This window comes from Xanthobacter albus (genome assembly GCF_043194895.2).
In the GTDB taxonomy this organism is placed as follows: Bacteria; Pseudomonadota; Alphaproteobacteria; order Rhizobiales; family Xanthobacteraceae; genus Xanthobacter.
Genome location: NZ_CM195532.1, coordinates 840,111 through 865,186, shown reverse-complemented (window position 1 = coordinate 865,186; position 25,076 = coordinate 840,111). Strand labels below are relative to the sequence as shown.

Here is a 25,076-nt window from a genome sequence, read left to right as displayed (position 1 = left end):
AGAGGTCGGCCATTGCGCACCATTTCATTTTAATTCAAATGAATTGGATGCAAATAGATTCATCAGCCCGCCGCCACTTCGGCATCCAGCTGGTGGGCCTCGCCCGCCGCTGGCGCCGCGCCCTCGATCATCGCCTCGCCGCCATCGGCCTCAGCGACGCGAGCTGGGCGCCGCTGGTGCACCTCGCGGAGAAGGGCGACGGCCTGTGCCAGAAGGAGCTCGCGCTGGCCGTCGGCATCGATGACTCCACCCTGGTGCGGCTCATCGACCTGCTCGCCGAACGCGGGCTGGTGGAGCGCCGCCCCAGCACGCGGGACCGCCGGCTGAAGCTGCTGAGCCTCACCCCCGCCGGACGCGCGGCGGTGACGGACATCCGCACCAAGCTCGCGCGCATCGAGGACCAGCTGCTCGAAGACCTTTCGGATGCCGAGATCGAGGCGGTGATGTCCGCCTTCGCGCGCGTCGACGGGCGCATCCTGGCGGCGGATGCCGCCCCGGACGAGGGGACGCCGCGCTGATGCCTGCCCCCTCTGCCCCTTCCCGCCTCGCCCGGCTCGGCTTCGACGGGCCGCGCCTCGCCTTCACCCTGCGCACCGCGGCGGCCTCGGCCCTGGCCCTCGCCCTGGCCGCGGCGCTCGGCATCGACAACCCGCAGTGGGCGGCCATGACGGTGTGGGTGGTGGCCCAGCCCACACGCGGGCAGCTTCTGGAGAAGGGGCTGTTCCGCATCGCCGGCACGCTGGCCGGCGCGCTCGTCGGCGTGGTGCTCATCCTCGGCTGCGCCGACCGGCCGGTCCTGCTGGTGGCGGGGCTCGCCGCCTGGATCGGGCTGTGCGCGGGGGCCGGCAACCTCATCGGCGGCTTCACCGGCTACGGCACCATCCTCGCCGGCTATTCGGCGGCCATGGTGGCGCTGGTGGACTTCAGCCACCCCGCACACATCTACGGCCTCGCGCTGGACCGGGTGCTCACCATCTGCGTCGGCGTCGGCGTCTCGTTCGCGGTGGGCTGGCTGTTCACCCCCGCGCGCGCGGAGGCGGACCTGCCCGGCCGGGTGCGGCGGCTCACCGCCCGCGTGCTGCGCCACCTCGCGGGCGCGCTCGACAGCGCGGATGCGCCGCGCCTGCTCGCGGAGGAGCAGGCCATCGTCTCGGAAATGGCCGCCATCGACGACGCGCTGGAGCCCCACGGCGCGGGCTCGGCCCGGCGGCGGCGGGCCGTGCGGCGCACGCGCACGCTCATGGCGGCGCTGCTCGGGGCGGTGGTGTTCGCCCGCGGGCGCCTGGGGGCCGCGCCCACCGCCAGCCAGAAGGCCGGTGGCATCACCGCCCTGCGCAATGCCGCCGATGCCCTCGATGCCGCCACGCCCGACACCGTGCGCCTCGCCCACCTGCCGCGACGGCTTGCCGAAGACGCGGACGACGCCGGCCTCGCCTCCGTGGCGGAGAGCCTCGCGCGCGCCTACCGGGACCTCGACGGGCCCGACGCGCCTGAGGATGCCGACCGGCCCCAGTTCCTTCTCCACCGTGACATCACGGGGGCGCGCGCGGCCACCCTGCGCGCCGCCGGCGCGGTGCTGGTGGTGGGCGCCGTGTGGCTCGCCACCGGCTGGGCCTACGGCCCCTTCATGCTGATGGGCGCGGCCATCATGACCTCGCTGTTCTCCACCTTCGACAACCCCGCGCTGACCATGCGCTTCGTGCTCGGCGGCTCGGTGGCCGGGGCGCTCGCCGCGCTCGCGGCGCGCTGGCTGGTGCTGCCCCACGCCGGCGACCTCGTCCAGGTGATCGCGCTGACGGTGCCGTTCATTCTCCTCGGCGCGGGGGTGATGGCCCATCGCCGCACCATGCTCGCCGGCATGGACTACAACATGTCGCTGCTGCTGCTGCTCCAGCCCGCCTTTCCGCTCCATGGCACGCCGGCAGGCATGGCGCAGATGGTGCTCGCCATGCTGCTCGGGCCGCTCATCGCCATGGTGGCCTTCCGCGTCGCCTTCCCCATGGATGCGCGGCGGCGGCGGGCCATGCTGATCGGCATGATGGTGGGCGAGCTCAAGGCCATGGCGCGCGCGCCCCTGGGCCCGGCCGAGGTGGCGCGCTGGCGGGCGCGGCTCTATCACCGGCTGCTGCGGCTGGTGCGCTGGAGCGAGAAATCCGGCGACCGTGGCTTCGCGGCGGTGGACGGCGGCCTCGCGGCGCTGGCGCTGGGCACGGCGGTGCGCACCCTGCACACGCGCGGCGCCGCGCGCGGCCTCTCCGACAGCCTCGCGCGCGCGCTCTCGGCCGCATTGGCGAGCTTCGGTTTCCTGTCGGAACGGCCAGAGCGGGTGGCCGATGCCCTGGAGCGCGCCGCGCGACGGCTTTCCAGCGAGGATCCCGAGGGCGCCGATGCGCTGCGCCGTGGCGCGGCGGCGCTGCGCGCCAACCGCGCCTTCTTCCTGGAACCCCGGCCGCCGGCCGGCGCCTGAGGGCATCGGAGCCGGCCTTCGGGCCTGCATCAGGCACGAACGCGGGCGGCTACATCTGGGTGCGGGCGCGAATGGCGGCCGAAAGCGTGCCCTCATCGAGATAATCGAGCTCGCCGCCCACCGGCACGCCCTGCGCGAGGCGCGTGACCCGCACCGGAAGATCCCGAAGAAGATCGGTGATGTAATGGGCGGTGGTCTGCCCGTCCACGGTGGCGCCGAGGGCGAGGATCACCTCGCCGATCTTCTCGTCATGCACCCGCGCCACCAGCTTGGGCAGGTTGAGATCCTCGGGGCCGACCCCGTCGAGCGGCGAGAGCACGCCGCCGAGCACATGGTAGCGGGCGTTGAGCACGCTCGCACGCTCCAGCGCCCAGAGGTCGCCCACATCGGCCACCACCACCAGCAGCCGGCCGTCCCGCACGGGATCGGTGCACACCGTGCAGGGGTCGCACACGTCCACATTACCACAGACCCGGCACTCCACCACCTTGTCGAGCACATCGGTCATGGCGCGGACCAGCGGCGCCATCAGCCCCTCGCGCTTCTTGATGAGCTGGAGCACCGCCCGACGGGCAGAGCGCGGACCAAGGCCGGGCAGGCGCGCCAGGAGCTGGATGAGGCGTTCGATCTCGGGTCCGGCGACGGCGCGGGGCATGGCCTGTCTTCATCTCGTGGCGGCAAGGGTGACCGCATGTAAACCCTCGCCGCGCCGCCGCCAATGGGCGAGCGCCATCTGGCAGGACAACGCCATGAGCGGCGCGACGCGAAAGTGCTCGCCGCCCACCGTTTATGCGGACATCCCCCTTCGGGCCAGAACAACTTGCTCCACGGCATCTGTCTTCAATCCAAGGCGGAGAACAAGCGAAGCGGAAAGGACACCTGGCAACGCGGACTTCATTCTTGCTCGACCGTTGCGGATGGCACAGCCTTCTTCATTTTCCCGAAACCGGCGGCAGCCCGGTGCCGTCAATTCATGTCATGTGAAGTGCGTGCCGGCACGCCTCGATTGGCAGGCATTTCGCCCCAAATTTCCGTCGTTGCTGCGAAAGACCAGCAGAAGGAGCGCGGGCTTGCGTGTTTCCCCCGCATTCGGCCCGTCTTGGGCACACCTCTCATCACGACAACTTGGCGGCGGCGCGCGCGGCGGAGCCCCGCAAGCTCTTTGCCGGAATTCACCGCGAGAGAGCATCCTCCTCCGGCAATTCTTACACCTTTTGGTTGCCGCCACGACTTGACCGAGGGGTATCCCACCCCATTTGCAAAGGCGAATCACCAGCCTTCACACCGGCTTTCGGCTTATTGATTTTCGTGGCATACGCACCTTGGCGCACGCATGAAACCTTTGCAGACATTCAGTTTCCAAGTTTTTTGAAGGCCCTGATTGTAACTGCTCTGGCGTCTGCTATAGAATATTTGCAAAGCTTCGACTTCACAGATATTTCTATAAAATGCAGTGCTGTCGCAACCGGCAGCCGCAGCGTGCAAGCAGAAAGGGACGCCCCGTGAGCGACTCCACCACCAATCCGCAGTCGCCGAGCCACATCGACTTCACGGCCGACATCGTCGCCGCATATGTCAGCAACAATAGCGTGGCCGCGGCAGATCTTCCGGCCCTGATCGAGTCCGTTCACCGCGCCCTCGGCCAGCTCGGCGCTCCGGTCGCTCCCCCCGTCGAAGAGCAGAAGCCGGCCGTCCCCGTGAAGAAGTCGGTGACGCCCGAATACATCATCTGCCTTGAGGACGGAAAGAAGTTCAAGTCGCTGAAGCGCCACCTGCGCACCAGCTACGGCATGACCCCCGATGTTTATCGCGAGAAGTGGGGCCTGCCGAAGGACTATCCCATGGTCGCCCCGGCCTATGCCGCCGCGCGCTCCGAGCTCGCCAAGAACATGGGCCTCGGCCAGAGCCGCAAGAAGGCGCCCGCCGCCCCGGTGAAGAAGCCGACCCGCCGCAAGGCCCCCGCCGCCTGATCGCCCCGCGGATCGACAATTGTGAAACATCTCCGCGGCTTGAGGTAGCTCAAGCCGCAGAGCTTCTCGATGCTTGAGACGCTTGGCGCCGGTCGAGTGCCCTCTTAGCGAAGGCGCCTTCAGCACCTGTCCCGTCGCTCAGCCGCTCAATGGACCCCGAGGCGGCGGCACAAGTCGTCCAGCTGCTCCAGGCTCACGTAGCGGATACGCAGCTCACCGCTCTCGCCCCGACTCTCCAGGGAAACGGCGAGGCCCAGCGCGTCGCCCAGCCGCTTTTCCAGCGCCCGCACATCGGCGGATTTCGCACTCTCCCGTGGGGCCTTGGGGCGCGCATCTTCCGCACGCGCCTTCACCAGGGCTTCCACGTCGCGCACGTTGAGGCCCTTCTCCACCACCTGCCGGGCGATCTGCTCGGGATGCTCCTGCCCGACGAGGGCGCGGGCGTGGCCCGCCGTGAGGCGTCCGTCCTCCAGGTAGATCTTCACTTCAGCCGGCAGCTTCAGAAGTCGCAGCGTGTTCGCGATATGGCTCCGGCTCTTGCCGATAACCTTTGCCAGATCGCTTTGTGTATAAGCAAATTCAGCCATCAGGGATTCGTAGCCCTGCGCTTCCTCCACCGGGTTCAGGTCCGCCCGCTGGACGTTCTCGATGATCGCGATCTCCAGCGCTTCCCGATCGGTCAGCTCCAGCACGACCACCGGCACTTCGTGCAGCGCCGCCCGCTGCGCCGCCCGCCAGCGCCGCTCACCCGCGACGATCTCATAGGCGCCTCCCCCGGAAAGGGGACGCACCACGATCGGCTGAATGATCCCCTTCTCCCGGATGGAGGCGGTGAGGTCCTCCAGCCCCTCCTCCAGGAATGCCCTGCGGGGATTGCGCGGATTGGCCCGCACCTGCTCGATGGGCAGGCGCCGGGGTGCGCCGCCGCGCGCCGGCGCTTCAACGGCCGTCGCGGGCTGGGGATCGTTCATCTCGCCGATCAGCGCGGCGAGCCCCCGGCCAAGCCGGGAGCGCGGTTCATCCGCCATGGACTGGGCTTTCCTTCAGTCAGAACTCAATTTTACGCCGCCGCCCGCGCGGCCCGCTCGCGCTGGATCACCTCCGACGCCAGCTTCAGATAGGCCTGCGACCCCGCGCACTTCAGGTCATAGAGCAGGGCGGGCTTGCCATAGGACGGCGCCTCGGAGATGCGCACGTTCCGCGGAATCACGGTGTCGTACACCTTCTCCCCCATGAAGGCGCGCACATCCTGCACCACCTGGTCCGACAGGTTGTTCCGCCCATCGTACATGGTGAGGACGATGCCGTGGATCACCAGGTTCGGGTTGAGACCCGCGCGCACCTGGTCCACCGTCTTCATGAGCTGGGAAAGACCCTCCAGCGCGAAGAACTCGCACTGCAGGGGCACCACGATGGCGTCGGCCGCCGCCATGGCGTTCACCGTCAGCAGAGAGAGCGACGGCGGGCAATCCACCAGCACATAGCTGTAGCGCGGCGCGGAAGGGTCATCCATCAGCGCCTGCAGGGCGTTGCGCAGGCGAAACGGCCGGTCGCGCGCCGTGGCGATCTCAAGCTCCAGGCCCGAAAGGTCCAGGGTCGAGGGTGCCACATGCAGGGACGGCACGCCCGTTTCCATGATCGTCTCGCGGAAGGTGGCCTCGCCCACGAGCACGTCATAGGTGGAGCGCTGGCGCGCGCGGCGGTCGATGCCCAGCCCGGTGGAGGCATTGCCCTGTGGATCGAGATCCACCACCAGAACCTTCTCGCCAATGGCGGCGAGCGCGGTGCCGAGGTTGATGGCGGTGGTGGTCTTGCCCACGCCGCCCTTCTGATTCGCCAGCGCGAGCACACGTGCGCGGGAGGAGGGGGGCAGGACCGGAGAAGCGGTGTTGAGATCGCTCATGGGTGGAGGATCCTCGGGTCAGATCGAAACGGGCATCGCTTGCGGCATAGCAGCGGGTCAGATTTCCGGCTTGTCCGTGCGAACAGCCGCGGACAGCGCGGCATCGGCGACAGGTCTGGCGCTCCGCACCACCACGATTCGCCCATCGGCATCCGTGCGGCTGGGCGCAAGCTCGATATCAAGTGTCCAGCCTTTGGCCGCCTCGGTCAATTCGCGCGTGACATCCTTCCCCTTCAGAAACAGCCCAAGAGCCCCCGCGGCGAGAAATGGCGCCGAAAGATCGAGCAATTTCGGAAGAGCCGCGAGAGCGCGAGCCGAGACCACCTGGCATCCGGCGGCGAGAGCGGGGGCCGCTTTCTCGATTCGCTGCGCGTGAACCTCCACCGGCAGCGCGCCCTGGCGCGCCGCCTCCCGAAGGAAGGCCGCCTTTCGAGTATCGCTCTCCACCAGATGAACGCGCGCCTGCGGCCGCTCCGCGAGCACAGCGGCCACCACGAGGCCGGGAAAGCCCCCGCCGGAGCCGAGGTCCACCCACCGGGTGGTGGTGGCGGGGGCGAGCGCCACGAGCTGGAGCGAATCAGCCACGTGCCGTTCCCACACCTGCGGCAGGCTCGCGGGGGCGACCAGATTGATGGTCTTCTGCCACTTCGCCAGAAGATCGACGATCAGCACCAGGCGCTGGAATGTTTCACGTGAAACAGCACGCTCCACCGCGCGCTTTTCCGCGCTGTTCTGCCCATCGATTTCCGTCCTGCGTATCAAGCCGTCCCGCCCTTCTGGAAAAACCGCTCAGCCGGCGGCGCGCTCGGCGCCGCTTTCCCTCCGCGCATGGGTCGCCAGCAGGGTGAGGGCCGCAGGTGTCATACCTTCCATACGCCCCGCCTGTCCCACGGTCTGTGGCCGCGCGCGCATCAGCTTCTGCTTCAGTTCATTCGATAGGCCGGCGAGCGTGTCATATGCAAGATCGTCCGGCAGGCGCAGCGCCTCATCCCGCCGCAGCACCGCGATATCCACCGCCTGCCGGTCCAGATAGACGGCATATTTGGCGTCCACCTCGATCTCCTCCGCGATCCGCGGATCGAGCCCCGCCAGCTCCGGCCAGATGGACGACAGGCGCTTCACGTCCACATCCGGATAGGCCAGCAGGTCGAAGGCTGTCCGCCGCTGCCCGTCCTTGTTCAGGGTGAGCCCGTGGCGGGCGGCTTCATTGGGCGTGAGGCTCAGCGCATGTGCAAGATCGCGGGCGCGCTCCAGCATCGCGCTGCGCTGCGCGAACACCTCCGATCGCTCCCGCCCGACGAGGCCGAGACGCTCGCCCAGCCCTGTCAGGCGCCGATCGGCATTGTCCGTGCGCAGCGTCAGGCGATATTCCGCGCGTGACGTGAACATGCGGTAGGGCTCACTGACGCCGCGCGTCACGAGGTCATCCACCATCACCCCCATGTAGGCGGTGGCACGGTCGAGCATGACGCCATCAGTGCCTCCCGCGCGCCGCGCGGCGTTCAACCCCGCGAGCAGGCCCTGCGCGGCCGCCTCCTCATAGCCGGTGGTGCCGTTGATCTGCCCGGCGAGGAACAAGCCCCGCACGCGCCGCGCCTCCAGGGTCGCCGACAGCTCCCTCGGGTCCACGTGGTCGTATTCGATGGCATAGCCCGGCCGCAGCACCGCCACCTGCTCCAGCCCGGGAATGGTGCGCAGGAAGGCGAGCTGGACATCCTCGGGCAGGGAGGTGGAAAGGCCGTTCGGATAGACCGTATGGTCGTCCAGCCCCTCCGGCTCCAGGAATATCTGGTGCCCATCCCGGTCGCCGAAGCGGACGATCTTGTCCTCGATCGAGGGACAATACCGCGGGCCAGTGCTCTCGATGCGGCCGGAATACATGGCCGAACGGCCGAGGTTGGCGCGGATCAGCTCATGGGTCGCCGGCGTGGTGCGGGTGATGCCGCAGGCCACCTGCGGGTTGGGCAGCACCTTGGTGAGGGCCGAAAAGGGCTCGGGCGGGTCGTCACCCTGCTGCATCTCCAGGCTGGCCCAGTCGATGGTGCGCCCATCGAGCCGCGCCGGCGTGCCGGTCTTCAGCCGGCCGAGCGAGAGGCCCAGCCGCGCCAGCGCGGGCGAAAGCCCCAGCGCGGGCTTTTCACCGATCCGTCCCGCGGGAAAGCTCACCTCGCCCATATGGATGAGGCCATTCAGGAACGTGCCTGTGGTGAGGACCACCGCGCCCGCCGCAAGGCGCCGGCCATCGGCGAGGCGTATGGCCACCACCCGGCCGTCCCTGAACTCCAGATCGTCGGCTTCGCCTTCGAGAACGAAAAGCCCGGCGGTCTCCGCAAGCGCCTGCTGCATTGCCCGGGCATAGAGCCGGCGGTCGGCCTGCGCACGAGGGCCGCGCACCGCCGGCCCCTTTCGCCGGTTGAGCACCCGAAACTGGATTCCCCCCGCATCGGCCACGCGGCCCATGAGCCCGTCGAGGGCGTCGATCTCACGAACCAGATGGCCCTTGCCGAGGCCGCCAATGGCGGGGTTGCACGACATGGCGCCGATGGTGGACGCATTGTGCGTGACCAATGCGGTGTGCGCCCCGGCGCGCGCAGCGGCGGCGGCGGCCTCACAACCGGCGTGGCCGCCGCCCACCACGATCACGTCGAACGGCCGGGATTCGGCAGGCGCGGGGCAGGGGAGGTGGGAAGTGTCCATCATGCCTTCTGGAAACGCCGTCAGGCCGAGCGCGTCAAGCGCGGCCCTCAACAAATCCGCGACAGGGCATCCCGTGTTTCACGTGAAACACGCTCCGGCTATTCGCCGCCGCGCCCATCCGCACCTCCGCACCCGCCTCACTTGCCGATGCAGAAGGTGGAGAAGATGCGATCCAGCACATCCTCCACATCGATGCGGCCGATGGTGCGGTCCAGCGCCCGCGCCGCGAGCCGCAATTCTTCCGCCTTCAGTTCATCGCTGACCCACGGATTCTCCACCACCGCGCGCAGATAGCCCAGCGCCAGATCCACCGCATGGCGTTGCCGCTCTCGCGTGATGAGCGCCGGCTCGCCACCCACCAGAGCGTCCAGCAGCTCCCCGACCACGCCGAGCAGCTTTTCCAGCCCATCCTTCTCCACCGTGGAGAGGGCGATCCAGCCGCGCGGACAGGCGCCGCCCAGGTCCGCCTTCGTGCGCACCAGGATTGCGTGGCCGAGCTCCGGCGGCGGCGATTGCGCCTCGTCCGAGAGCCACAGCACGAGATGCGCTTCCTCCGCCCGGGCCAAAGCCCGGCGCACGCCCTCGGCCTCCACCAGGTCCACCGTCTCCCGCAGCCCCGCGGTGTCGAGCACCGTCACCGACTGGCCCGCCAGCTCCAGATGGATCTCCAGCACGTCCCGCGTCGTGCCCGCGAGGGGCGAGACGATGGCCACGTCGCGCCCGGCGAGCCGGTTCAGCAGGCTGGACTTGCCCGCATTCGGCGGACCGGCGATGGCGATGACGACCCCGTCGCGCACCCGCTCGCCGCGCTGCGAATCGCGCAGCGCCGCTTCCATCTCCGCCACCACCGGGGCCAGCGCGTGGCGCATGTCCGCGCCCAGGCGCTCCTCCACATCCCCTTCGTCGGCGAAATCGAGTCCCGTCTCCGCCATGGCGAGCGCCCACAGCAGGGCCTCGCGCCAGCTCTCCACGCGCCGCGAAAGGGCGCCCGAGGCCTGCGCGAGGGCCTGCCGACGCTGCGCCTCGCTCTCTGCGGCGATCAGATCCGCCAGCCCCTCGACCTCGGAGAGATCGAGCTTGCCATTGGCATGCGCCCGCCGCGTGAACTCTCCGGCCTCCGCCGGCCGCAGCCCCGGCAGGGATGACAGCGCGGAAAGCACCGCCGCGACCACGGCCCGCCCACCGTGCAGATGCAGTTCCGTCACATCCTCTCCCGTGGCGCTGGCCGGAGCGGGGAAGAAGATCTGCAGGCCGCGATCCAGCACGTCGCCGCCAGCGGGGTGCCTCAAAATGCCGTAGCGGGCCTGCCGCGCGGGTGGCACCTCACCGGCGAGCGCGAGAAGCGCGCCGCGCGCAATCGAGCCCGAAATGCGGATAACCGCGACCCCTGAAGGCAGCCGGCCCGAGGAAAGCGCAAAAATGGTGTCGGCGGTCGTCATCCGGTCGTCCCCTCCCGCCGCCGATCGCGGCTTGCCGCGGGCGCGTTCTGGCGCACACGAGAAGAAGATGGATAAACCGCCGCCGCCGCCGATCCAATCGGTGCCGCGAAGCAGAGCGTGGGGAGAAGATCGGGAGCGTCCATCACGCCACTACGCGCCGGGATGGGCGAAGACCCCCAAAAGGTCCTTCGCGCGGGAGCGTTTTTGACGACCCGGTTTCAAATCGCGTCAGAGGCGTCGTGGCTGGATCTCACGTTCCGATGAACTCGGCATCGAAACGAACCCGATTTAGCCGCCTGAGGCCTTCCCAATCGATCGACTTTTTCGCAATAAAACTCAAAAATTCAATTTTTGGTTGCACATGGGACTGCGTGAGCCCACCTCACGCTTCGTCCGGCTTCGCATCTTCTGGCGGCGCATATTTCAGCCACAGGGCCTTTTCCCCCAGGCTTGCGACGAACGCCGCATGGGCCTGCCCTTCCTCCGCGCTCACGCGCGAGGGGAGCGGCGCGGGGCGCGGCCGCACCGCCTTCGCCTCCACCACGAGCCGCGGCGCCTCACTGGTTTCCTCCACCAGGCCCATCAGGCTGGCCTGGCGGCCACCGAGCAGCTCGCTGTACACCTCCGCCAGAAGCTCGGCGTCCAGAAGCGCGCCGTGCTTCACGCGGCGGGAGCTGTCGATGCCGTAGCGGTTCATCAGGTCGTCGAGCCGGTTGCTCGCGCCCGGATGCCTGCGGCGGGCGAGGGCCAGCGTATCGACAACGCGATCACGTAAAATCGCCGGCCGTCCGAGCCGTGCCAGCTCCGCGTTCAAGAAGCCGATGTCGAACGCCGCATTGTGGATGACCAGCGTGTCGTCGGCGATGAATTCCAGAAATTCCTCGGCAACGGCGGCGAACACCGGCTTGTCCGAGAGGAACTCGCTCGAGAGGCCGTGCACATTGAAGGCCTCCTGCGGCATATCCCGCTCGGGATTGATATAGACGTGGTAGACCGTGCCGGTGAGGATGCGGTTCACCATCTCCACGCAGCCGATTTCCACCAGCCGGTCACCGCCATTGGCTTCGAGGCCCGTGGTTTCCGTGTCGAGCACGATCTCGCGCATAAGCGGATCTCCTTGAGTCTCAGGCGCCCGGCGCGCGCCGGCCGGGGCCGCACAAGGCCCGCATGATTCCCGCCACCTGATGGCGCGCCGCTTCAAAGCCGCGCCCGGTGTCGATGATGAAATGGGCGTGCCGGCGCTTCTCCGCGTCCGGCGTCTGCCTGGCGAGGATGGCCTCCAGCTTTTCCGGCGTCATTCCCGGCCGGTCGAGCACGCGCTGGCGCTGCACCTGCGGCGGCGCGCTCACCACCACCACCGCATGGGTGCGGCGGGTCGCCCCGGTCTCGAACAGGAGCGGTATGTCGAGCACGCACAGGCGCGTTCCCGCGCGCCGCGCCTGTTCCAGGAAGGCGCGTTCCCGCGCCCACACCAGGGGGTGGACGATGGCCTCCAGCCGCGCCATCGACTCCGGATCGTTCAGCACGCGCGCGGCGAGCGCCGGCCGCTCGACCACGCCGTCCTTCACGACGCCGGGAAAGGCCGCTCCAACCGGTTCCACCGCCTCAGTCCGGTAGAGATCGTGCACGGCCGCATCCGCATCGTGCACGGGAACGCCGAAGTCGCGGAACATGGCGGCAGTGGCCGATTTTCCCATGCCGATGGAACCGGTGAGGCCGAGAATCCACATGGCGTCACGCCTCCAGCTGCCCCTTCGCCTTCAGGTCCGCCACCAGAAGCGCGCGCAGGTCGTCCGTCACCTCGGGCCGCACGCCGAACCAGCGCTCGAAGCCCGGAACACCCTGGTGCAGCAGCATGCCGAGCCCGTCCACCGTCCTCAAGCCCCGCGCCTCGGCCGCCTTCAGGAACGGCGTCTTCAAGGGCACGTAGACGATGTCCGTCACGACAGCCTCGGGCCGTAGGCACGAGAGGTCGAGATCGAGCGGATCCGATCCCTTCATGCCGAGGGAGGTGCAATTGACGAGCACGTCCGCGTCTCCCAGCACCCCTTCCACATCGCCCAGCGGCAGCGGGCGCACCCGCGTTCCGTGGGGCGCGGCCACCGCCTCGGCGCGGGACAGGGTCCGGTTGGCAAGCACGATGCGTCCGAAGCCGCGGCTCGCCAGCGCGTGCACCACCGCACGCGAGGCGCCGCCGGCGCCGAGCACCACCACGCTCTCGCGCCGCCCCTCCCAGCCGGGGGCCATGGCGTCGAGATTGGCGAGGAAGCCATAGCCGTCGGTGTTGGCGCCGTGGAGGCGGCCATCGTCCAGCCACAGGGTGTTGGCGGCGCCGAGCGCCGCCGCGCTCTCGTCCGCCTCATCGAGGACGGAGAAGGCGATCTCCTTGTTGGGCAGGGTCACGTTGCAGCCCGCGTAGCCCCGCGCCGCAAGGCCGCGATAGAAGGCCGCCGCCTCCGCCGGCGGCACCTCCTCGCGGCCATAGGCGCCATCGATGCCGTAACGCGCGAGCCAGTAGCCGTGCAGCATCGGCGAGCGGGAATGGGCAACCGGCGACCCGGTGACGCAGGCCCGCACGGTCACGGCAGCATGCCCTGCTCGCGGAAGAAGGGCAGAAGCTGGAGCAGCGGCAGCCCCAGGATGGTGAAGTGGTCGCCCTCCACCTTGGTGAACAGGTGCACACCCACCGATTCGAGCTGATACGCCCCGACCGACGTGAGCACGCGCTGGCCCGCGGAGGCGAGATAGGTGTCCAGCATGTCCTGCGAGAGGGGGCGCATGGTGAGGTAGGCGCTCGCCACCGTCTCGAACACGAACTCGCCGTTCACCACCAGGGCGGCGGCGGAATGCAGAGCGTGCGTCTTGCCGGAAAGCGCCTCGAGCTGGCTGCGCGCCGCCTCCACCGTGCTCGGCTTGTGGAAGACCGCGCTGCCGAGGGCGAGCGTCTGGTCGGCTCCGAGCACGATGCGGCCGGGCGCCGCCATCGAGCCGGCGGCCGCCTTGGCCCGGGCGAGCATCAGCGCCACCCGGCAGGGGTCGAGATCGCCCGCCTCGGCCTGAAGGGTGCGTTCGTTCACATCGATGGAGACGGTCTCCACCGGCATGCCCGCATGCACGAGAAGGCTGAGGCGCGTGGCGCTCTTGGAGGCCAGGACGAGCGGCTGCTCGCCGCGCCAGAGGGTCTTGCTTTCCATGGGTCTTCAGGTCTCGGCGATGGCACGGCGACGGCGCTCGTTGAAGAGCGCCAGGATGGTGGCGGCCGTCTCCTCGATGGAGCGGCGGGTGACGTCGATCAAGGGCCAGCCGTTGCGCGCGCAGAGCCTGCGGCAGAAGGCGATTTCCTCCGAAACGGCATGGCGATCGGTATAGGCGGTGCCCGTATCGGCGGCGTTGAGGCCGAGCAGGCGGTTCTGGCGGATCTCCACGATCCGCTCCGGGCTCGCCACCAGCCCCACGACCAGAGGCTTCTTCAGCATCTCCATTCCCGGCGGCGTGGGCACGTTCGGCACCAGGGGAATGTTCGCGGTCTTGATCCCGCGGTTGGCGAGATAGATGGAGGTCGGCGTCTTGGACGTGCGCGAGACGCCGAGCAGCACCACGTCGGCGGTTTCCAGATCGTCGGTCATCTGGCCGTCGTCGTGCATCACCGTGAAATTCAGCGCGTCGATGCGCTTGAAATAGCTCGCGTCCAGGGAATGCTGGCCGCCGATGCGCGGGGTCGGCTCGCCGCCGAGGTAGGACTGGAACAGCCGCACGATGGGCGCCATGACCGAGAGATAGGGCACGCCCAGCTCCTGGCACTGCTGCTTCAGGTGGGTGCGGATCTCGTTGTCCACCAGCGTATAGAGCACGATGCCGGGGTTGGCCTCGATCTCGCTCAGCACCCGCTCCAGCTGCTTCATGGAGCGCACCAGCGGGTACACGTGCTCGATGGCCTGCACGTTCGCGTATTGGGCGCAGGCCGCGCGCCCCACGGTAATGAGCGTCTCGCCCGTCGCGTCGGACACCAGATGCAGGTGAAAGTAGCTCTCGCTCGGGACTCTCGTGGCCGTCACTTTATCCACCGCCGCTGTGGAAGGCTGTTGAAGAAGGCACGCTCCCTTGGCCGACGCAAGATCGGCCTGGGGAAAGGGGGGAATGTCATCCACATTTCGACTCGAAGGGAACGATTCAGAACCCCTCCTGTGTGCCGATGTGAATATCCCATGGCGCCCGGTCCGTTAATCCTTTGTTAACCGGCTCCGGAGCGCCATCGCGGGTGCGGCAAATGCGGTATCTGAATCGGGATGGCGTGTGGATTGGTTGTCGATGGCGCTGCGACTGGTTAATCAACCGTAAAGACTCTGAAGACTCTCTCTTTAAATAAGACTCTCATTGATTGAAGGCACGGGATGAGCCGCTCTCCGGCGACGCGATCGCCCTTCCTCGCCGTCCTGGACGGAACCCCCCTCGACCCGCCCCCGCTCTGGATGATGCGACAGGCCGGCCGCTACCTGCCCGAATACCGGGAGGTGCGCGCCATCGCCGGCGATTTCCTCACCCTGTGCTACAACCCCAAGTTCGCCGCCGAGGTGACCCTCCAGCCCATCCGCCGGTTCGGCTTCGACGCGGCCATCATCTTCTCCGACATCCTGGTGGTGCCCCATGCGCTCGGCGTGGACCTCACCTTCACCGCGGGCGAGGGCCCGCGCCTGGAACGGGTGGACAGCGCGCCACGCATCGCCTCCCTCGCCGGGCGGCTCGATCCCGCGCGCACGGAGCCTGTCTACGAGGCGATAGCCGCCGTGCGGGCGGAACTGCCGCCCGAAGTGGCGCTGATCGGCTTCTGCGGCGCGCCCTGGACGGTGGCCACCTACATGGTGGCGGGGCAGGGCACCGACGACCAGGCGCCCGCCCGCCTGCTGGCGCTGCGCGATCCCGTCCTGTTCGGGGTGCTCATCGACCGGCTGGTGGAAGCCTCCATCACCCACCTCTCGGCGCAGGTGCGCGCCGGCGCCGACGCGGTGCAGATCTTCGACACCTGGGCCGGCGTGCTCGATCCGCTGTCGTTCGAGGCGTGGTGCGTCGAGCCGCTGAAACGCATCGTCGCGGGCCTTCGGGCCGAGCATCCGGGTGTGCGGGTCATCGCTTTCCCCAAGGGGGCGAGCCTGGAGGCGCTGGAGCGCCTCGCCGCCATCGGCATCAGCGCCGTCGGCCTCGACTGGACGGCTGATCGCGCGGCCACGCGCGCCCGGCTTGGCGGCAAGGTGGCGCTGCAGGGCAATCTCGATCCCCTGCGGCTGATCGCCGGCGGCGATGCGCTGACGGAGGAGATCCGCCGGATCCGCGCGGATTTCTCGGGAAGCCGCCACATCTTCAATCTCGGCCACGGCATCCGCCCGGAAACGCCGCTCGCCCATGTGGAAGCGCTGGTGGACGGCGTGCGCGCGGCATCATGAGCCGGCGCCGGAGCTGAGGAGAGGCTATGCTCTACCTGTGGATCAAGGCGCTGCACGTCATGGCGGTCATCGCCTGGATGGCGGCGCTGCTCTACATGCCGCGGCTGTTCGTGTACCACGCCATGGCGCCGAAGGGCTCGGCACAATCGGAAACGTTCAAGGTCATGGAGCGGCGCCTTCTGAAGGCGATCTCCAATCCGGCCATGATCGTCACCTGGCTCGCCGGCCTGTTCCTGGCCTATGAGGGCGGCTGGTACACGCAGGGCTGGTTTCACGCCAAGCTCGCGCTGGTGCTGGCGTTGTCGGCGGTGCACGGCTTCCAGGCCCGCTGGGTGCGCGATTTCGCGGCGGATGCCAACGTGCGGACGGCAAGGTTCTACCGCGTCGCCAACGAGGTGCCGACCCTGCTGATGATCGGCATCGTCATCCTGGTGGTGGTGAAGCCTTTTTAATGAAGCCTTTTCCAAAGGAAGGGCTTGCGCTGCGCGCGCGGCGTGCATATCCTCCGCCTGCTTTCCTCAACGCAGGCAAACGCGCTCGCTGAGGCTTGAGCCCTCGGGTTTGACCCATCTGTGGCTCAGGCGCGCGCGTCAGGCGGACGCTCTCGCCCCGGCTGCTCCTGAAGACCTGCGATTTCCCTCCCTTCCTTTTTGTCCATTCCATGTGTCCGCATGGAGTGACTCTTCAAGACCCTGATCGAGGCTTTCCCATATGCGGGAAGTGAAACTTCAAGACCTGAAATCCAAGACCCCTGTCGAGCTGCTCGCCTTCGCCGAGGAGAACGGGGTGGAGAATGCGAGCACCCTGCGCAAGCAGGAGCTGCTGTTCGCCATCCTCAAGCAATTGGCCCTGAGCGAGACCGAGATCATCGGCGAGGGCGTGGTGGAGGTGCTCCAGGACGGCTTCGGCTTCCTGCGCTCCCCCGAGGCCAATTATCTGCCGGGCCCGGACGACATCTATGTCTCCCCCTCGCAGATCCGCCGCTTCGGCCTGCGCACGGGCGACACCGTGGAGGGGCAGATCCGCTCGCCCAAGGAAGGCGAGCGCTACTTCGCCCTTCTCAAGGTCAACACGATCAATTTCGAAGACCCCGAGAAGACCCGCCACAAGATCAATTTCGACAATCTGACGCCGCTTTATCCCGATGAGCGGCTCAAGCTCGAGCATGAAGAGACGACCAGCGGCAAGAAGGATTTCTCGCCGCGAATCATCGATGTGGTGGCGCCCATCGGCAAGGGCCAGCGCGGTCTCATCGTGGCGCCGCCGCGCACCGGCAAGACGGTGCTGCTGCAGAACATCGCCAAGTCCATCACCGCGAATCACCCCGAGTGCTACCTCATCGTGCTGCTCATCGACGAGCGGCCGGAGGAAGTGACCGACATGCAGCGCTCGGTGAAGGGCGAGGTGATCTCCTCTACCTTCGACGAGCCCGCCGCCCGCCATGTGCAGGTGGCCGAGATGGTCATCGAGAAGGCCAAGCGCCTCGTGGAGCACGGGCGCGACGTGGTGATCCTGCTGGATTCCATCACCCGCCTGGGCCGCGCCTACAACACCGTGGTGCCCTCTTCCGGCAAGGTGCTCACCGGCGGCGTGGACGCCAACGCCCTCCAGCGGCCCAAGCGCTTCTTCGGCGCGGCGCGCAACATCGAGGAAGGCGGCTCGCTCACCATCATCGCGACCGCGCTCATCGAGACCGGCTCGCGCATGGACGAGGTGATCTTCGAGGAGTTCAAGGGCACCGGCAATTCGGAGGTCATCCTCGACCGCAAGGTCTCCGACAAGCGCGTGTTCCCGGCCATCGACATCACCCGGTCGGGCACCCGCAAGGAAGAGCTGCTGGTTCCCTCCGACACGCTCAAGAAGATGTACGTCCTGCGCCGCATCCTGAACCCCATGGGCACGGTGGACGCCATCGAGTTCCTGCTGGACAAGCTGCGGCAGACCAAGACCAACCAGGACTTCTTCGACTCCATGAACACCTGACGGCGCTCCGCGCCGCCATGCGGACAGGGCCGGTTCGGGACATGTCAATTCCGGCATTTCCCGAAGCCGGCCTTTCGCATTTCCGGGGGAGGACCTATCTTCGCAAATGAGGAGCCGGCTCTGCCGGCACGCATTTTTTGAGGATTAGGCCATGTTCATTCAGACCGAAGCCACGCCCAATCCGGCGACTCTCAAGTTCCTGCCGGGTCGCCCCGTCCTGGGCGAGGGCGTGCTCGACCTGCGCACCACCGAGGATGCCGAGGCCTCACCCCTGGCGCGGCGGTTGTTCGAGGTGCGCGGGGTGGACGGCGTGATGCTGGGGCCGGACTTCGTCACCGTCACCAAGGCGGAGGGCGACTGGCGGCAGATGAAGCCCGCCATCCTCGGCGCCATCATGGAGCATTTCATGTCCGGCGCGCCCATCGTCGCCGAGGGCGTGACGCTCGCGGCCGACGACCACGGCGACGAATTCTATGACGGCGCCGACGCGGAGATCGTGGCTACCATCAAGGAGCTGCTCGACACCCGCGTGCGTCCGGCGGTGGCCAATGACGGCGGCGACATCACCTTCCGCGGCTTCAAGGACGGCGTGGTCTATCTCAACATGAAGGGGTCCTGCTCGGGCTGTCCCTCTTCCACCGCCACGCTGAAGAATGGCGTCGAGAACCTGCTGAAGCACTTCGTGCCGGAAATCCGCGAAGTGCAGGCCGCCTGAGGCGGCCTGGCTGGTAGCCGGTTCACGCGAGGGGAGTCGGCCATGGTCGCCCGGCTCCCGATATTAACCTTTTGGCAAGGTGAGCGGGGCGGGTCCCCTTCCGTTTGCGTCCGTTTCGGGCAATCGTGGCGGCGAGAGGGGCTTCCGGTTCATGTTCGTTCTGGCCATAGATACAGCGCTTTCGGCGTGCTCGGCGGCGGTGCTCGACGCGGAGAGCGACAGCATCGTGGCCGGTGATTCGCTGCTCATGGAGCGCGGCCATGCTGAGGCGCTGGTGCCCCTGGTGAAGCGCGTGATGGATGATGCCGGGCTCGATTTCGAGCACATCGGCCGCTTTGCCGTCACCGTCGGGCCGGGCAGCTTCACCGGGCTCCGGGTAGGACTCTCGGCGGCGCGGGGCTTCGCGCTCGCGGCTAACCGGCCGGTGGTGGGGGTGACGACGCTCGCAGCCCTTGCCACGCCCTTCCTCGCCCTCGACGACGCGGTGCCGGTGGTGAGCGCGATCGATGCCAGACACGGCCATGTCTTCCTGCAGATGTTCGGGGTCGGCGGGCGCACGCTGATCGCGCCCAAGGCGACCTCGGTGCGCGAGGCGGCGCGCGCGGTGGCCATCGGCCCGGCCCGGCTGGTGGGGTCCGGCGCCGGCCTCCTTGCCGAGGCGTGGCCGAGCGGCGAGGCGCCGCCGGTGTCGGTGGACGTGATTCCTGCGCCCGACGTGGCCTGGGTGGCGCGCCTCGGCGTGGCGGCGGACCCGGAGGCGGCCGAGCCCAAGCCCCTTTACCTGCGGCCGCCGGATGCCAAGCCGCAGGACAAGGCCCGCATCGCGCGGCGATGATGTCCCTGATCGACTACATCTTCCCGTCCGCGCCGCCGGTGATGCGCGCAGCGACGGCGGCCGATGCCGGGGAGCTGGCCGCGCTTCACGGCGCCTGCTTCGCCCAGGGCTGGGCGGCTGAGGAATTCGAGCGCCTGCTGTCGGAGAAGGCCGCGCGCGGCCATGTGGCGGTCGCCGGCCGGGGCAGCATCCTTGGCTTCGTGCTGTCCCACGTGGTGGTGCCGGAGGCGGAGATCCTCTCCATCGCGGTGGCCGCGCCGGCGCGCGGCCGGGGCCTGGGGCGGGAGCTCATCTCCCATCATCTCTCGCGCCTCGCGGCCGAGGGGGTCACCACCTCCTTCCTGGAGGTGGAGGAAGGCAATGTCCCGGCGTTGAAATTGTATGCAGGGATCGGCTATCAGCAGGCGGGGCGGCGCAAGGGCTACTACAGGGGGACCGACGCGCTGCTGCTGCGGCGGGATTTCTGAGGCTTGGTCCACGGCTTCGCGCCCGGTGCGGGAACCCCTTGCGGCATAAGGCCGGCAAGGCGATAAGGCGGTGATGTCCCGCCGTCATTGCGGAGGTGCCGCTTGAGCGGAAAGACCAGTGTCATCGAGCAGGCGTGCCTTGCCAAGGGCATGCGGATGACCGAGCAGCGCCGCGTGATCGCGCGGGTCCTCTCCTCCGCCGAGGACCACCCGGACGTGGAGGAACTGCACCGCCGCGCCGCCGCCATCGACGACAACATCTCCATCTCCACCGTCTACCGTACGGTGAAGATGCTGGAGGATGCCGGCATCATCGAGCGGCACGACTTCGGCGACGGCCGCGCGCGCTATGAGCAGATGCCGGACGAGCACCACGACCACCTCATCGACCTCAAGTCCGGCCAGGTGATCGAGTTCCGCTCCGAGGAGATCGAGAAGCTGCAGGAAGAGATCGCCCGGCGGCTCGGCTTCAAGCTGCGCGGCCACCGGCTGGAGCTCTATGCGGTGCCGCTCGACGACGAAGAGTAAAGAGCGTGGGCCAGCGCCGGAGAGAGACCGCCGGGCAGGGCGTGGATCCCCTTGCCCTTCCGCCCGATGGACCTGCCGGCGAGACGCCCGCCGCGCGTGCGCGCCGCAAGCGCGCTGGCGTTCCCGCCCTGGGCCCGGAATGTCCCCTCGGCACGGCCATCCTCGATCGGGTGCGGATGGGCACGGTGCTGGCCGGCATCGGCCTCGTGACGCTCATCGGCATTCCGCTGCAATGGGTGTCGCTGCGCCTGGGCCTGCCGTGGCGGCGGCACATCCCGGCGCTGTACCACCGCATCGTGCTGAAGGCGCTCGGCGTGCGCGTCACGGTGAAAGGCGCTCCCGATCCGCACCGGCCGCTGCTGATCCTGTCGAACCACAGTTCCTGGCTCGACATCTCGGTGATCGGCTCGCTGACGCCGCTGTTCTTCGTCGCCAAGAGCGAGGTCGCCTCCTGGCCGCTCATCGGCCTGCTCGCCAAATTCCAGCGCACGGTGTTCGTGGACCGGCAGAAGCGGCACGCGACCGGCGACGTGAATCGCGAGATCGCCGAGCGTCTGGTGGACGGTGACCCCGTGGTGCTGTTCGCCGAGGGCACCTCGGGCGACGGCAATCGCGTGCTGCCGTTCCGCACGGCCCTGGTGGGCGCGGTGCGGGATGTCTTCTCAACCCACGACGCGGTGGTGGTGCAGCCGCTGGTGGTGGCCTACACGCGGGTGCAGGGCCTGCCGATGGGCCGGGGCCTGCGCCCCCTCGCGGCGTGGTATGGAGACATGGAGCTCGCCCCGCACCTGCTAGCGGTGCTGCGCCAGGGTGCGCTCGACGTGGAGGTGACGTTCGCGTCGCCGCTGCGCCTCGGCGCGGGCCATGATCGCAAGAGCGTGACCCGCGCGGCGGAAGAGACAGTGCGCCGGCAGCTCGCCGCAAGCCTCGCCGGACGAGATGAATAAGCCGGCAAAATAAAAACTTTCCCATGGAAAGGGCTGTGCCTTGACGACCCTCGCCGCCGTTGGCCTCGGCTATTGCGCCCGCCACCTCATCGCCACCCGCCCGCAGGCCTTTACCGAGGTGATCGCCACCGCGCGCACGGAGGAGGGCATCGCGCGCCTGCCGCCCGGCACGCGCGGCTTCCGCTTTGACGGCACGTGCCTGTCGCCGGAGCTGGCGGATGCCCTTGCCGAGGCCGACGTGCTCTTGGTGTCGGCGCCGCCGGACGCCGCCGGCGACCCGCTGCTGCGGCTGGGCGCGGACGCGATTGCGTGGGGCCGCGCGCGGCAGGTGGTCTATCTCACCACCCTCGGCGTCTACGGCGACCATCAGGGCGCCTGGGTGGACGAGACGAGCCTTGCGCGCGCCGGCACGCCGCGGCTGGAGCGGCGGCTTCAGGCCGAAGCCGCGTGGTTCGAATTCGGCCACCGCCACCACATGGCGGTGGCGGCGCTGCGCCTTGCGGGAATCTACGGTCCCGGTCGCAACGCGCTGGCGCAGCTCAAGGCCGGTGACGCGCGCATCATCGACCGGCCTGGGCAGGTGTTCAACCGCATCCATGTGGAGGACATCAGCCGCGCCATCATGGCGGTGGTGGAGCAGGGCTTCGACGGCATCCTCAACGTCGCCGACGACCTGCCCACGGCGCCCGGCGAGCCGGTGGCCTACGCCGCGCGGCTGCTCGGCCTGCCGGTGCCGCCCGCCATCCCGTTCGAGGACGCGGCACGCGCCATGAGCCCCATGGCCCTCAGCTTCTGGGGCGCGAGCAAGAGGGTCTCGAACCGCCGCCTGAAGGAAGATCTGGGCGTGCGGCTCGCCTTTCCCAGCTACCGTGAGGGGCTCGATGCCCTCGCCGCTGCCGGCGAGGGGCGGTAGCGCGCTTTCCGTGCAGACCAGCCAGCGCTCGGCGCCGTGCTCTCGCCTCGCGTGGAGAGGCGCAGCCTTCGCGCGCGCCGGTTCTCGCTGTTCCTGAACGCGCCAGCGCGCCTCAGGCCCGCGTGAAGGCGAGATAGGTGGGAATGCGCCCCTCCTGCAGGGCCTTGGCCTCGTAGCGCGTGCCGGGCCAGCCGGGGTAGGGGGTGGTCCAGTCCGCCGCCGTGCCGGCGGTCCAGCGGAAGGCGCCGTGGGCCCGTACCGCGGCCAGCGTCCATCCCACATAGTCCGGCACGTCGGAGGCGACCCGCAGCGTTCCGCCGGGAACGATCACCCGCGCCAGGCGGTCGAGATTGTCGGGGCGCACGAAGCGGCGCTTCCAGTGGCGCTTCTTCGGCCAGGGGTCGGGATAGAAGAGATCGGCGCCGGCCAGCACCCCCTCGGGCAGGCGGTCGAGCAGCAGGGCGGCATCGGCGTCGAACAGGCGGATGTTGTCGCGTCCGCTGCCGTCGAGATCCACCAGCATGCGCGCCATGCCGTTGATGAAGGGCTCGACCCCGAGGAAGCCCACCTTCGGCCGGCGCGCGGCGTGGTCGAGCAGGTGCTCCCCGCCGCCGAAGCCGATTTCCAGCCACAGGGCATCCGGCGCGAAGGGGAACAGGGCGGTGGGAGCCACAGCCTCCTCGAGGGCGAAACGATAGCGGGGCAGGATCCGCGCCATGGCGTCCTGCTGCGTGGCGCGCAGCGCCTTGCCGATGCGCCGGCCGTAGAAGGCGCCGGGATTCAGGGGATCGGACGGGGATCGGCGGATGTCGGGATTGGCCACGTTGGAACTCTTGCCCTGCCGCATGGCAATGCGAAATGAGGAAACCGCCGTGATCCTCGCCCTGCAGGCGGCCAGCGCGACAGCATGAGCGCGCCGGCGCGGCGATGGCAAGGGCGTCAGGTGCGGCGCCTTAAAAGCGAATGGCCGGGACGAGCCCGGCCATTCGTGTTCGATAGACCGGCCGCGCTCAGGCGAAGGCGGACTTCAGCGCGTCCACGATGTCGGTCTTCTCCCAGGAGAAGCCGCCGTCGGCCTCCGGGGGACGGCCGAAGTGGCCGTAGGCGGCGGTGCGGGCATAGATGGGCTTGCACAGGCCGAAATGCTCGCGGATGCCGCGCGGACGCAGGTTCACCGCCTCGCGCAGCACCACTTCCAGCTTGGCCTCGTCCACCTGCCCGGTGCCGTGCAGGTCCACATAGACCGCGAGCGGATCGGAGACACCGATGGCATAGGCGAGCTGGATGGTGGCGCGGTCGGCGAGGCCGGCGGCAACCACGTTCTTCGCAAGGTAGCGCGCGGCATAGGCGGCCGAGCGGTCCACCTTGGTGGGATCCTTGCCGGAGAAGGCGCCGCCGCCGTGCGGGGCCGCGCCGCCGTAGGTGTCCACGATGATCTTGCGGCCGGTGAGGCCGGTGTCGCCGTCAGGCCCGCCGATCACGAACTTGCCGGTGGGATTGACGTGCCAGATGGTCTCCTTGGAGATCCAGCCGTCGGGCAGGGTCGAGCGGATGTAGGGCTCGACGATGGCCCGCACGTCCTGGGACGAGAGGTGCTCGTCCAGGTGCTGGGTGGAGAGCACGATCTGCGTCACGCCGGCCGGCTTGCCGTTCTCGTAGCGCACGGTCACCTGGCTCTTGGCATCCGGGCCGAGGGCGGTGGTGGCGCCGGAATGACGGGCTTCCGCCAGCGTCTTCAGGATCTTGTGGGCGTAATAGATGGGCGCGGGCATCAGCTCCGGGGTCTCGCGGACCGCGTAGCCGAACATGATGCCCTGGTCACCGGCGCCTTCGTCCTTGTTGCCGGCAATATCCACGCCCTGCGCGATATCGGCGGACTGGGAGTGCAGCACGACGTCGATGTCGGCGGTCTGCCAGTGGAAGCCGTCCTGCTCGTAGCCGATGTCCTTGATCGCGAGGCGCGCGGCATGGGCGATCAGGTCGTGGGTGATGGTGGAGGGGCCGCGGGTCTCGCCGGCGATCACCACCTTGTTCGTGGTCGCGAGCGTTTCGCAGGCGACGCGAACCTGGGTCGGATCCCAGCCTTCGGCTTCGGCAGTTCGGAAGAACGTATCCACGACCTCGTCGGAGATGCGGTCGCAAACTTTGTCCGGATGCCCCTCGGAAACGGATTCACTCGTGAACAGGTAGGATTGACGCGCCATGTCTCGGCCCTTCTTGCACCCGCACCGCGTTGCGTATGGTGCTTTTCGCAACGCGGCGGGGGGTGGTCAAGATCACCGAGGCCACGGCGTTCGTCAAATCGAACGTCAGCTCTCCGCTTCTCCGGCAAGGGCGATGACGAGGTCGACGATGCGACGGCGGACGCGTGCGTCCGAGATGCGCATGAAGTTGCGGGTGAGAGCGAGCCCGTCCGATGTCGCCAGGAAGTCCGAGACGTAAGCGGGGGATTGATCCTCCGCGAAACCTTCGCCTTCCGGCCCCACGGAAGGGGCTCCCTCGAAAAAGAACGCCACCGGCACGCCCAGCACTATGGAGATCTGCTGCAATCGGCTCGCCCCGATGCGGTTGGTCCCCTTCTCGTACTTCTGGATCTGCTGAAACGTGATGCCGAGGTGCTCACCCAGTTTCTCTTGGCTCATGCTGATCATCATGCGGCGCATCCGCACGCGTGAGCCAACATGCTTGTCTATAGGGTTCGGCGCCTTCTTGACCATGGTCTCTCCGGCTATGTCGGAAAAGAGTATTGTAACTTCGCGATGCGAAGGCTGCCC

At 68.4% G+C, this 25,076-nt stretch carries 27 protein-coding genes; 13 read left to right on the top strand and 14 right to left on the bottom strand.

Features of this window, described 5'->3' with window-relative positions; all coding sequences use genetic code 11:
* The first annotated feature begins 47 nt into the window (after positions 1 to 47).
* Complete coding sequence (locus V5F75_RS03850) at positions 48 to 518, top strand: MarR family winged helix-turn-helix transcriptional regulator (RefSeq protein WP_394033172.1); 471 nt, start codon at positions 48 to 50, stop codon at positions 516 to 518.
* Positions 518 to 2,467 carry an FUSC family protein gene (locus V5F75_RS03845; protein WP_394033171.1) on the top strand — a complete coding sequence of 650 codons (1,950 nt, stop codon included), beginning with the start codon at positions 518 to 520 and terminating at the stop codon, positions 2,465 to 2,467. The genes V5F75_RS03850 and V5F75_RS03845 overlap by 1 nt, the downstream gene beginning before the upstream one ends.
* A 49-nt stretch (positions 2,468 to 2,516) precedes the next feature.
* On the opposite strand, the gene recR is transcribed toward V5F75_RS03845, so the two are convergent.
* Positions 2,517 to 3,122, bottom strand: coding sequence for a recombination mediator RecR (gene recR / locus V5F75_RS03840; RefSeq protein WP_394033170.1), 606 nt, complete (start codon positions 3,120 to 3,122; stop codon positions 2,517 to 2,519).
* A gap of 419 nt (positions 3,123 to 3,541) precedes the next feature.
* On the opposite strand from recR, the gene V5F75_RS03835 reads away from it, so the two are divergent.
* Complete coding sequence (locus V5F75_RS03835; RefSeq protein WP_394033169.1) at positions 3,542 to 3,973, top strand: hypothetical protein; 432 nt, start codon at positions 3,542 to 3,544, stop codon at positions 3,971 to 3,973.
* Positions 3,970 to 4,437, top strand: coding sequence for a Ros/MucR family transcriptional regulator (locus V5F75_RS03830; protein WP_393987688.1), 468 nt, complete (start codon positions 3,970 to 3,972; stop codon positions 4,435 to 4,437). Before V5F75_RS03835 ends, V5F75_RS03830 begins: the two co-directional genes overlap by 4 nt.
* A gap of 146 nt (positions 4,438 to 4,583) precedes the next feature.
* On the opposite strand, the gene V5F75_RS03825 is transcribed toward V5F75_RS03830, so the two are convergent.
* The 10 genes from V5F75_RS03825 to V5F75_RS03780 all read right to left on the bottom strand — a co-directional run bounded on the left by V5F75_RS03825 (position 4,584) and on the right by V5F75_RS03780 (position 14,540).
* Entirely contained in the window at positions 4,584 to 5,465 is an 882-nt protein-coding gene (locus V5F75_RS03825; RefSeq protein WP_394033168.1) for a ParB/RepB/Spo0J family partition protein, read from the bottom strand.
* A gap of 32 nt (positions 5,466 to 5,497) precedes the next feature.
* Positions 5,498 to 6,340 carry a ParA family protein gene (locus tag V5F75_RS03820; protein WP_394033167.1) on the bottom strand — a complete coding sequence of 281 codons (843 nt, stop codon included), beginning with the start codon at positions 6,338 to 6,340 and terminating at the stop codon, positions 5,498 to 5,500.
* Positions 6,341 to 6,397: 57 nt separating this feature from the next.
* Complete coding sequence (gene rsmG, locus V5F75_RS03815) at positions 6,398 to 7,051, bottom strand: 16S rRNA (guanine(527)-N(7))-methyltransferase RsmG (RefSeq protein ID WP_394033166.1); 654 nt, start codon at positions 7,049 to 7,051, stop codon at positions 6,398 to 6,400.
* Positions 7,052 to 7,129: 78 nt separating this feature from the next.
* Positions 7,130 to 9,040, bottom strand: coding sequence for a tRNA uridine-5-carboxymethylaminomethyl(34) synthesis enzyme MnmG (mnmG, locus tag V5F75_RS03810; RefSeq protein ID WP_394033165.1), 1,911 nt, complete (start codon positions 9,038 to 9,040; stop codon positions 7,130 to 7,132).
* 134 nt (positions 9,041 to 9,174) lie between these two features.
* Positions 9,175 to 10,476: a tRNA uridine-5-carboxymethylaminomethyl(34) synthesis GTPase MnmE gene (gene mnmE / locus V5F75_RS03805; protein ID WP_394033164.1), complete on the bottom strand. Its 1,302-nt coding sequence runs from the start codon at positions 10,474 to 10,476 to the stop codon at positions 9,175 to 9,177.
* A gap of 382 nt (positions 10,477 to 10,858) precedes the next feature.
* The gene (gene dnaQ, locus V5F75_RS03800) at positions 10,859 to 11,581 is read right to left on the bottom strand and encodes a DNA polymerase III subunit epsilon (RefSeq protein ID WP_394033163.1); all 723 of its coding nucleotides are present in this window, start codon (positions 11,579 to 11,581) and stop codon (positions 10,859 to 10,861) included.
* A 19-nt stretch (positions 11,582 to 11,600) separates the two neighbouring features.
* Complete coding sequence (gene coaE, locus V5F75_RS03795; protein ID WP_394033162.1) at positions 11,601 to 12,206, bottom strand: dephospho-CoA kinase; 606 nt, start codon at positions 12,204 to 12,206, stop codon at positions 11,601 to 11,603.
* Between the two features lie 4 nt (positions 12,207 to 12,210).
* Positions 12,211 to 13,059, bottom strand: coding sequence for a shikimate dehydrogenase (locus tag V5F75_RS03790; protein ID WP_394033161.1), 849 nt, complete (start codon positions 13,057 to 13,059; stop codon positions 12,211 to 12,213).
* Positions 13,056 to 13,670 (bottom strand): Maf family protein, encoded by a 615-nt coding sequence (locus V5F75_RS03785; protein ID WP_394033160.1) that lies wholly within the window; start codon positions 13,668 to 13,670, stop codon positions 13,056 to 13,058. The genes V5F75_RS03790 and V5F75_RS03785 overlap by 4 nt, the downstream gene beginning before the upstream one ends.
* Positions 13,671 to 13,676: 6 nt before the next feature.
* Positions 13,677 to 14,540, bottom strand: a complete 864-nt coding sequence (locus tag V5F75_RS03780) for a pyruvate, water dikinase regulatory protein (protein ID WP_394033159.1) — start codon at positions 14,538 to 14,540, stop codon at positions 13,677 to 13,679.
* Between the two features lie 327 nt (positions 14,541 to 14,867).
* Between V5F75_RS03780 and hemE the strand changes: the two genes are divergently transcribed.
* The 9 genes from hemE (at position 14,868) to V5F75_RS03735 (ending at position 22,302) form a co-directional block, all read left to right on the top strand.
* Complete coding sequence (gene hemE / locus V5F75_RS03775) at positions 14,868 to 15,914, top strand: uroporphyrinogen decarboxylase (protein ID WP_394033158.1); 1,047 nt, start codon at positions 14,868 to 14,870, stop codon at positions 15,912 to 15,914.
* 26 nt (positions 15,915 to 15,940) lie between these two features.
* A complete protein-coding gene (gene hemJ / locus V5F75_RS03770; protein ID WP_394033157.1) occupies positions 15,941 to 16,366 on the top strand; it encodes a protoporphyrinogen oxidase HemJ in 426 nt (141 codons plus the stop codon).
* Positions 16,367 to 16,625: 259 nt separating this feature from the next.
* Positions 16,626 to 17,897 carry a transcription termination factor Rho gene (gene rho, locus V5F75_RS03765; RefSeq protein WP_393987701.1) on the top strand — a complete coding sequence of 424 codons (1,272 nt, stop codon included), beginning with the start codon at positions 16,626 to 16,628 and terminating at the stop codon, positions 17,895 to 17,897.
* A 151-nt stretch (positions 17,898 to 18,048) separates the two neighbouring features.
* Positions 18,049 to 18,612, top strand: coding sequence for a NifU family protein (locus V5F75_RS03760; protein WP_394033156.1), 564 nt, complete (start codon positions 18,049 to 18,051; stop codon positions 18,610 to 18,612).
* Between the two features lie 151 nt (positions 18,613 to 18,763).
* Positions 18,764 to 19,447 (top strand): tRNA (adenosine(37)-N6)-threonylcarbamoyltransferase complex dimerization subunit type 1 TsaB, encoded by a 684-nt coding sequence (gene tsaB, locus V5F75_RS03755; RefSeq protein ID WP_394033155.1) that lies wholly within the window; start codon positions 18,764 to 18,766, stop codon positions 19,445 to 19,447.
* On the top strand, positions 19,444 to 19,914 hold the full coding sequence (locus tag V5F75_RS03750; RefSeq protein WP_394033154.1) for a GNAT family N-acetyltransferase: 471 nt from the start codon (positions 19,444 to 19,446) through the stop codon (positions 19,912 to 19,914). Before tsaB ends, V5F75_RS03750 begins: the two co-directional genes overlap by 4 nt.
* 150 nt (positions 19,915 to 20,064) lie before the next feature.
* Positions 20,065 to 20,442: a Fur family transcriptional regulator gene (locus V5F75_RS03745; RefSeq protein WP_394033633.1), complete on the top strand. Its 378-nt coding sequence runs from the start codon at positions 20,065 to 20,067 to the stop codon at positions 20,440 to 20,442.
* 41 nt (positions 20,443 to 20,483) lie between these two features.
* Positions 20,484 to 21,389 (top strand): lyso-ornithine lipid O-acyltransferase, encoded by a 906-nt coding sequence (gene olsA, locus V5F75_RS03740; protein ID WP_394033153.1) that lies wholly within the window; start codon positions 20,484 to 20,486, stop codon positions 21,387 to 21,389.
* A gap of 40 nt (positions 21,390 to 21,429) precedes the next feature.
* Positions 21,430 to 22,302, top strand: a complete 873-nt coding sequence (locus V5F75_RS03735; RefSeq protein WP_394033152.1) for a Rossmann-fold NAD(P)-binding domain-containing protein — start codon at positions 21,430 to 21,432, stop codon at positions 22,300 to 22,302.
* Between the two features lie 112 nt (positions 22,303 to 22,414).
* On the opposite strand, the gene trmB is transcribed toward V5F75_RS03735, so the two are convergent.
* The 3 genes from trmB to V5F75_RS03720 form a co-directional block, all read right to left on the bottom strand.
* The gene (trmB, locus tag V5F75_RS03730) at positions 22,415 to 23,125 is read right to left on the bottom strand and encodes a tRNA (guanine(46)-N(7))-methyltransferase TrmB (RefSeq protein WP_394033151.1); all 711 of its coding nucleotides are present in this window, start codon (positions 23,123 to 23,125) and stop codon (positions 22,415 to 22,417) included.
* A 187-nt stretch (positions 23,126 to 23,312) separates the two neighbouring features.
* Entirely contained in the window at positions 23,313 to 24,506 is a 1,194-nt protein-coding gene (gene metK, locus V5F75_RS03725) for a methionine adenosyltransferase (RefSeq protein WP_393987708.1), read from the bottom strand.
* A 105-nt stretch (positions 24,507 to 24,611) separates the two neighbouring features.
* Positions 24,612 to 25,019 (bottom strand): helix-turn-helix domain-containing protein, encoded by a 408-nt coding sequence (locus V5F75_RS03720; RefSeq protein ID WP_394033150.1) that lies wholly within the window; start codon positions 25,017 to 25,019, stop codon positions 24,612 to 24,614.
* Between the last annotated feature and the right edge of the window lie 57 nt (positions 25,020 to 25,076).

What these genes read in the sequence shown, in the direction of transcription:
- recR (WP_394033170.1), bottom strand. Translation starts at nt 3,122, where the DNA reads ATGCCCCGCGCCGTCGCCGGACCCGAGATCGAACGCCTCATCCAGCTC.
- hemJ (WP_394033157.1), top strand. Translation starts at nt 15,941, where the DNA reads ATGCTCTACCTGTGGATCAAGGCGCTGCACGTCATGGCGGTCATCGCC.
- rho (WP_393987701.1), top strand. Translation starts at nt 16,626, where the DNA reads ATGCGGGAAGTGAAACTTCAAGACCTGAAATCCAAGACCCCTGTCGAG.
- hemE (WP_394033158.1), top strand. Translation starts at nt 14,868, where the DNA reads ATGAGCCGCTCTCCGGCGACGCGATCGCCCTTCCTCGCCGTCCTGGAC.
- V5F75_RS03720 (WP_394033150.1), bottom strand. Translation starts at nt 25,019, where the DNA reads ATGGTCAAGAAGGCGCCGAACCCTATAGACAAGCATGTTGGCTCACGC.
- V5F75_RS03820 (WP_394033167.1), bottom strand. Translation starts at nt 6,340, where the DNA reads ATGAGCGATCTCAACACCGCTTCTCCGGTCCTGCCCCCCTCCTCCCGC.
- V5F75_RS03825 (WP_394033168.1), bottom strand. Translation starts at nt 5,465, where the DNA reads ATGGCGGATGAACCGCGCTCCCGGCTTGGCCGGGGGCTCGCCGCGCTG.
- tsaB (WP_394033155.1), top strand. Translation starts at nt 18,764, where the DNA reads ATGTTCGTTCTGGCCATAGATACAGCGCTTTCGGCGTGCTCGGCGGCG.
- V5F75_RS03750 (WP_394033154.1), top strand. Translation starts at nt 19,444, where the DNA reads ATGATGTCCCTGATCGACTACATCTTCCCGTCCGCGCCGCCGGTGATG.
- V5F75_RS03760 (WP_394033156.1), top strand. Translation starts at nt 18,049, where the DNA reads ATGTTCATTCAGACCGAAGCCACGCCCAATCCGGCGACTCTCAAGTTC.
- dnaQ (WP_394033163.1), bottom strand. Translation starts at nt 11,581, where the DNA reads ATGCGCGAGATCGTGCTCGACACGGAAACCACGGGCCTCGAAGCCAAT.
- metK (WP_393987708.1), bottom strand. Translation starts at nt 24,506, where the DNA reads ATGGCGCGTCAATCCTACCTGTTCACGAGTGAATCCGTTTCCGAGGGG.
- V5F75_RS03850 (WP_394033172.1), top strand. Translation starts at nt 48, where the DNA reads ATGCAAATAGATTCATCAGCCCGCCGCCACTTCGGCATCCAGCTGGTG.
- mnmE (WP_394033164.1), bottom strand. Translation starts at nt 10,476, where the DNA reads ATGACGACCGCCGACACCATTTTTGCGCTTTCCTCGGGCCGGCTGCCT.
- coaE (WP_394033162.1), bottom strand. Translation starts at nt 12,206, where the DNA reads ATGTGGATTCTCGGCCTCACCGGTTCCATCGGCATGGGAAAATCGGCC.
- mnmG (WP_394033165.1), bottom strand. Translation starts at nt 9,040, where the DNA reads ATGATGGACACTTCCCACCTCCCCTGCCCCGCGCCTGCCGAATCCCGG.
- V5F75_RS03745 (WP_394033633.1), top strand. Translation starts at nt 20,065, where the DNA reads ATGCGGATGACCGAGCAGCGCCGCGTGATCGCGCGGGTCCTCTCCTCC.
- V5F75_RS03845 (WP_394033171.1), top strand. Translation starts at nt 518, where the DNA reads ATGCCTGCCCCCTCTGCCCCTTCCCGCCTCGCCCGGCTCGGCTTCGAC.
- V5F75_RS03785 (WP_394033160.1), bottom strand. Translation starts at nt 13,670, where the DNA reads ATGGAAAGCAAGACCCTCTGGCGCGGCGAGCAGCCGCTCGTCCTGGCC.